The organism is Kitasatospora sp. NPDC043949 (assembly GCF_056435365.1).
Map to the genome: position 1 here is coordinate 1 of NZ_JBWKEQ010000034.1, position 5,891 is coordinate 5,891.

Genomic DNA, 5,891 nt, shown 5'->3' on the forward strand with positions numbered 1-5,891 from the left:
TGGTGGGGACCGAGGCGCTTTCCCTCTGCTTGGGGGCGCTTTCCTGCGAAGTTCTGTGGAGTTCGCCCGGAGTCGCCTCTGGCGGCGCCCCGCCTCCCCTCCCGGCCGCGGCCGGGGGGGGACCCGGGCGGATAGCCCTGCTGCTGCCGGAGACCAGGACGACCCGCTACGAGCAGTTCGACCGGCCGCTGATCGAGAAGAAGATCAAGGAACTGGCGCCGGACGCGCAGATCGACTACTACGACGCCGGCCAGGACGCCGCCGTCCAGCAGACCCAGATCGACGCCGCCGTGAAGAAGGGCGCCAAGGTGCTGATCCTGGACGCGGTGGACGCCAAGTCGATCCAGGCGTCGATCCAGAAGGCGCACGACGCGGGCGTCAAGGTGGTCGCCTACGACCGCCTCGCCCAGGGGCCGGTCGACGCCTACGTGTCCTTCGACAACCGCAAGGTCGTCGAACTGCGGGGCCAGGCCGCGGCGGCGGTGGACGGCACGGCGGACGGCGGCGAGACGATCACGACCAACGGCTCGCCCACCGATCCCAACGCTGCCGACCCCAACACGGCTGACCCGAACGCGGCCGACCCCAACACGGCTGACCCGAACGCTGCCGCACCCAGCGCGGTCGACTCCAGCGCGTCCGGTTCCGAGGTGTCGGGCCGGAGTGTCCCGCTTACCGGCCAGGACTTCCAACTCGACGGCGTGCAAAGGATCCTGGCGGGCGCCCAGGCCATGTCGGTCTACAAGCCCTTCAAGTCGGAGGCCGACGTGGCCGCGCAACTGGCCGTCGACCTGGCCTACGGCCAGGAAATCGGCGGTGCCCTCGTGCCGACCACGGTGACCAGCGGCAGCAGCGACAAGGTGCCGGCCGGCCTGATCGCCCCGGTCGCGCTCACCAAGGACAACATCAAGGCCACCGTGGTCGCCGACGGCCTCTTCACCGTCGCCCAGATCTGCACGCCGGACTACGCCGCCGCCTGTTCCGCGGCCGGCCTCCAGTAGCTGCGGCGGGCGTGAGCACCCCCGTGCGGGCCCTATGCTGCGGAGATGCCGAGTGAGCTGCGCACTCTCAAGCCGGAGACCGATCAGCCGGAGACCCACCAGTCGGAGACCCACCAGTCGGAGGCCGATCCGTCGGAGGCCGACCTCGCCTTCATCCGGCGCGAGACTGAGCTGAAGCCCGTCCCGTTCGTCCCCGAGGTCGGCCTGCACATGGCCGAGGACGCGATCACCCTGTGGGAGACCACCGAGCGGGCGCGGGGGGAGGTCGGACTGCCGCCGCCGTTCTGGGCGTTCGCCTGGGCGGGCGGGGTGGCCGTCGCCCGCCACGTGCTGGACCACCCCGAGCTGGTGGCCGGGCGGGCGGTGCTCGACGTGGCCGCCGGGGGCGGGGTGGTCAGCGTCGCGGCCGCGCTGAGCGGCGCCGCGTCCGTGCGTGCCGCCGAGATCGACGCCTACGCGGTGGCCGCCATCGGCCTCAACGCCGAGGCCAACGGCGTGCGCGTGGAGGCCGCGCTGGTGGACCTGGTGGACGGCGACGGCGCCCCGGCCGACGTGGTGCTCGCCGGCGACGTCTTCTACGAACGGGCCATGGCCGCCCGCTTCCTGCCCTTCCTGGAACGGGCCGCCGCGCGCGGCGCCACCGTCATCGTCGGCGACCCCGGCCGGGCCTACCTGCCCCGGGAGCGGTTCACCGCGCTCGCCGCCTACCAGGTGCCGGTCGTCGCCGACCTGGAGGACACCGCCGTCAAGACCACCACGGTGTGGCGGCTGGGCTGACGGCCCGTCCGTCCAGGCTGCGGAATTCCCGGCCGTCGGGCGGAACCGCCTGCTAGACAGGCCGCCATGACCGAAGAGATCGCCCCGCGCACCGCTGCCCCCGACGGGATCGCCCTGCGCACCGCCACCCCCGACGAGATTCCCGCCCTGCTCGCCCTCTGGGCCCGGGCGGCGAAGGGCGCCAGCATCACGGACGACGCCCCGGGCGTGGCCGCGCTGCTCGCCCGGGATCCGGAGTGCCTGATCGTTGCCACCCCGGCGGGCGACCCGGCCGCCGTCCTCGGCACCGTGATCGCCGGCTGGGACGGCTGGCGCTGTCACCTCTACCGGCTCGCCGTCGACCCCGACCACCGCCGCCGGGGCATCGGCGCCGCCCTGCTCGCCGCCGCCGAGGAGCGCTTCGCCGCGCTCGGCGGCCGACGCGCGGACGCCATGGTGCTGGACGACAACGCCCTCGGCCACCGCACCTGGGCGTCCGCCGGTTACCGCCCCGAACCGCAGTGGAGCCGCTGGGCCAAGCCGCTGACCGCCTGATCCCGCCCCCGTCCGTGGACGCCGTCCAGCGGGTGGGGACGGCGCTGGGGAAGCTGAAGTAGCCGCAGCCCGCCGGGACCTGCCCTGGCGGCGGGAGGAGGGCGCGCGACGGTCGATACCGTGGGACGTATGCGAATGCCGAGGCGGTGGTTCCGTCGGCCGGACCACGGCGAGGAGGCCTTCCAGGACGGGCTCCAGAGGTCGCTGGAGCGGTTCCACGGCGACCTGCTGAACTACCCCGCGGACGGGCCCTGGGACGAAGTCGCCTACTGGGACCCGCTGTCGGCCGTCCGGCTCTCCGGCGGCGGGGTCGGTGACGGGCGCTGGGAGGACCGGAGCCGGCTGGGCGTGCCCGGACCGTTCTACGCCGGCATGACGGACACCGGCCTCAACGGGCCGTTCTACCTGCCCGCGCACGTCCTCTCCGGCGAGGAGCACTGCGAGTTCGTCTACCGCCAGCCGGGCGGACTCCGGGAGTTGGCGGCCCTCGTCGGGGTCGCCCAGATGGAGCCGATCGGCGGCTTCAACTGCGACGGCGACGACTACTGGACGCCGGAGACCGTCCGGGCGTGGTGGCACGGGCGGGACGCCGTCCGGGAGTGGATCGCCGCCGAACTGGCCGACACCGACGGGCGCAACGACCCCGAGTCGTTGCGCGGGTACGCGGCGTACCTGGACGACGGGCTGGAGGACTACCTGCGGGGCTACGTCTTCTGGTTGACCGAGGGGCGCGAGCCGGGGCTCGACGAACCGCTGCCGACACTCTGACGCCTCACGCTCTGGACGCGGCACTGCGACGTGCGGCACCCGGGCGTTCCCGGGTGCCGCAGCTGTCGTTCCGGGGGCTCAGCCTCGCAGTTCGGCGAGCCAGGCCTCGACCTCGGTGGAGGTGCGGGGGAGGCCGGCCGAGAGGTTCTCGTTGCCGTCCTCGGTGACCAGGATGTCGTCCTCGATCCGGACGCCGGTGCCGCGGTACTCCTCGGGCACCGTCAGGTCGTTCTGCTGGAAGTAGATGCCCGGCTCGACGGTGAGCACCATGCCCGGCTTCAGCGGGCCGTCGACGTGCTCCTCGGTGCGCGAGTGGGCGCAGTCGTGGACGTCGATGCCGAGCATGTGGCCGGTGCCGGCCAGGGTGAAGCGGCGGTGCAGGCCCAGCTCGTACACCTTGTCGGCGGTGAGGTCGCCGAACAGGCCCCAGGAGGTGAGGTGTTCGGCGAGCTCGCGCTGGGCGGCGTGGTGGAAGTCGCGGAAGTCGGCGCCGGGCTTCACCGCGGCGATGCCGGCTTCCTGTGCTGCGAACACCGCGTCGTAGACCTTGCGTTGCAGGTCGGTGAAGCGGCCGCTGACCGGGAGGGTGCGGGTGACGTCGGCGGTGTACAGGCGGTTGGTCTCCACGCCGGCGTCGAGCAGCAGGAGGTCGCCGGGCTTGGCGTGGCCGTTGTTGCGCACCCAGTGCAGGGTGGTGGCGTGCGGGCCGGCAGCGGCGATGCTGCCGTAGCCGATGTCGTTGCCCTCGATCCGGGCCCGGACGAAGAAGGTGCCCTCGATCAGCCGCTCGGGGGTCTCGGTGTCGGTGCCGAGGATGCGCACCACGTCCTCGAAGCCGCGGGCGGTGGCCTCGCAGGCGAAGCGCAGCTCGGAGATCTCGAACTCGTCCTTGACCAGGCGCAGTCCGGACAGGAAGACCTCGAACTCCGCGTCCCGCTCGGCGACGGCCAGGCCCTGGAGGGACTGCTCCACGCCCGCGTCGTGGCGGCGCAGCACGCGCACCGGGCCGGTGGCCGCGCGCAGATCGGCGTGGACGGTGCGGACGTCCCGGCAGGGCAGGCCGAGCAGCTGCTCGCTCTCGGTCAGGCTGTTGCGGCGGCCGTCCCACAGCTCGCCGTGGTTGTCCAGCCAGAACTCGCCGTTGTCGGTCCGGGAACGGTCGCGCAGGTAGACGGCGGCCCGGTGGCCGGCGTCGCCGGTGGGCTCCAGGACCAGCACGGCGTCCTGGGACTGGTCGCCGGTCAGGTAGACGTAGTCGGAGGACGGGCGGAACGGGTAGTCGGTGTCGTTGGCCCGCACCTTCGGGTTGCCGGACGGGACCACCAGCAGCTCGCCGGGGAAGGCCGCGGACAGCTCGGCGCGGCGGCGGGCGGTGTGCGCAGCCTGCGGGATCGGCTCCAGGGCGAGGCGCTCGGTGTCGGCCCAGCCCTGCTTCATGTTCTCGGCGAGCTCGTCCGTGACGCCGCGGGTGAGGCCGTTCTTGCGGTACTTGATGGTCTCGGCGGGTTCGGTCACAGCAGACTCTCCAGGTGAGGGTGGTGGATGCAAGGTGCTTCGCTACGCTGACCTGCCCGGTACGTAACAAGCGTTATGTACGGTATATCGAGCAGAGTTCGAAGAGAAGGGGTAGACACCTCGCGGAACCGGCCGGCCCGGCGGCCGGGCCTTCCACCTGCGCAACGACAACGCCACCCGGCGGCCTGGATCTCAGACGGTGCCGAAGTCGCCGGACTTGACTCCGGTGACGAAGGACCGCCAGGCGTCGGCGCCGAAGGCGAGCTGAGGGCCCTCGGGGTCCTTGCTGTCGCGGACGGGGAGGATGCCGGGGAGTCCGGGTGCGACCTCGACGCATTCGCCGCCACCGTTGCTATACGAGGACTTCAGCCAGGAGGTGGGCTTGACCGTCGCGATGGGGAACATGGCGTGGAACTCCTTGAGACGGGCGTGGATGAGGGCCAACGAGTCCTCGCATGAGAGGGCTTGGGCCTGGAGCCAATGGTAAGTCCTTGCGAGGGAACGGATCTTGTCCTCGTCCTCGCGCTCGACGTAGCCCCGTTGGATGGTTTCGAGGTAGGCCATCCACTTCTTGTCCGTGCTGGTCAGCAGCGTGAACGGCATGGTCGCCGGGAGGGCTTCGCCCGTCCGAGCCCTACCGGCCGGCCGTTGTCGGCGAGCGGGTCTACGACGTCCGCTCCGGGTGCTGGGCCGTCTTCATGGGGTGGCAGCACGGGCTGGCCTTCCTCCGGCCCGTCGGAGGTGGCGTGGAGTGGGACACCGAAGCGCGTTGGATCACGAACAGCGAAGAGTGCGATGCCCCATGAGCAGCATGATCGACAAGGTCACGGCCGAGGACCGTCGCGCCGCGGCCGACATCCTCGACGACCTCCAGGCCGTCCTGAGCGCCGCCGAGGTCAAACTGCCCTCCCTCGGCATCGACTGGCGCTCGGCCAAAGCCACCGGAGTCATCCTGATCGACCTCGGAGCCGCCCGGCCGGACGTCATCGAGCGACTGGTCGTCGTCCTCCGCAGGGGAATGCGACCGTAATCGCCTCCGGCGCCATCGCCATCGGGAGCTTCGCGCTCGCGGGTGTGGTTTTCCTCGCGATTCCTGAGCGTGTTCCCACGGAGGCGAGTGCCTTGGTGTTCGTCCTTATCCTCTTCGCCTCCTCGACGGGGGGATTCGCGCTTGCCGCAGGGTGGATGAGGGTGCAGACATGACGGCGGGGGGGGGGGGGGGGGGGGGGGAGCAGGGAGGGGGGGGGGTGGTGGGGGGGGGGGGGGGGGGGGGGGGGGGGGGGGGGGAGAAAGGAG

General features: G+C 72.0%; 7 protein-coding genes and 1 pseudogene. 5 read left to right on the forward strand and 3 right to left on the reverse strand.

The features are described from left to right. Window positions 1–2: 2 nt before the first annotated feature. The 4 genes from AC07AL_RS25350 (at window position 3) to AC07AL_RS25365 (ending at window position 3,080) form a co-directional block, all read left to right on the forward strand. Window positions 3–1,001 carry a substrate-binding domain-containing protein gene (locus tag AC07AL_RS25350; RefSeq protein ID WP_478318276.1) on the forward strand — a complete coding sequence of 333 codons (999 nt, stop codon included), beginning with the start codon at window positions 3–5 and terminating at the stop codon, window positions 999–1,001. Between the two features lie 45 nt (window positions 1,002–1,046). Continuing rightward, window positions 1,047–1,778, forward strand: coding sequence for a class I SAM-dependent methyltransferase (locus AC07AL_RS25355; RefSeq protein WP_363586698.1), 732 nt, complete (start codon window positions 1,047–1,049; stop codon window positions 1,776–1,778). A 66-nt stretch (window positions 1,779–1,844) separates the two neighbouring features. Beyond that, complete coding sequence (locus AC07AL_RS25360) at window positions 1,845–2,312, forward strand: GNAT family N-acetyltransferase (protein WP_363631093.1); 468 nt, start codon at window positions 1,845–1,847, stop codon at window positions 2,310–2,312. Between the two features lie 129 nt (window positions 2,313–2,441). After that, window positions 2,442–3,080 (forward strand): hypothetical protein, encoded by a 639-nt coding sequence (locus tag AC07AL_RS25365; protein ID WP_363631095.1) that lies wholly within the window; start codon window positions 2,442–2,444, stop codon window positions 3,078–3,080. Window positions 3,081–3,158: 78 nt separating this feature from the next. Here the strand turns inward: AC07AL_RS25365 and AC07AL_RS25370 are convergent, their stop codons facing one another. The 3 genes and pseudogenes from AC07AL_RS25370 to AC07AL_RS25380 all read right to left on the reverse strand — a co-directional run. Beyond that, window positions 3,159–4,595 carry an aminopeptidase P family protein gene (locus tag AC07AL_RS25370; RefSeq protein WP_363631097.1) on the reverse strand — a complete coding sequence of 479 codons (1,437 nt, stop codon included), beginning with the start codon at window positions 4,593–4,595 and terminating at the stop codon, window positions 3,159–3,161. 192 nt (window positions 4,596–4,787) lie between these two features. Continuing rightward, window positions 4,788–5,000: a DUF397 domain-containing protein gene (locus AC07AL_RS25375; protein ID WP_363586720.1), complete on the reverse strand. Its 213-nt coding sequence runs from the start codon at window positions 4,998–5,000 to the stop codon at window positions 4,788–4,790. Window positions 5,001–5,036: 36 nt separating this feature from the next. Beyond that, a pseudogene (locus AC07AL_RS25380) lies at window positions 5,037–5,207 on the reverse strand (hypothetical protein); the annotation flags it as partial. Between the two features lie 190 nt (window positions 5,208–5,397). On the opposite strand from AC07AL_RS25380, the gene AC07AL_RS25385 reads away from it, so the two are divergent. Continuing rightward, window positions 5,398–5,625, forward strand: a complete 228-nt coding sequence (locus tag AC07AL_RS25385; RefSeq protein ID WP_363586702.1) for a hypothetical protein — start codon at window positions 5,398–5,400, stop codon at window positions 5,623–5,625. Window positions 5,626–5,891 lie beyond the last annotated feature (266 nt).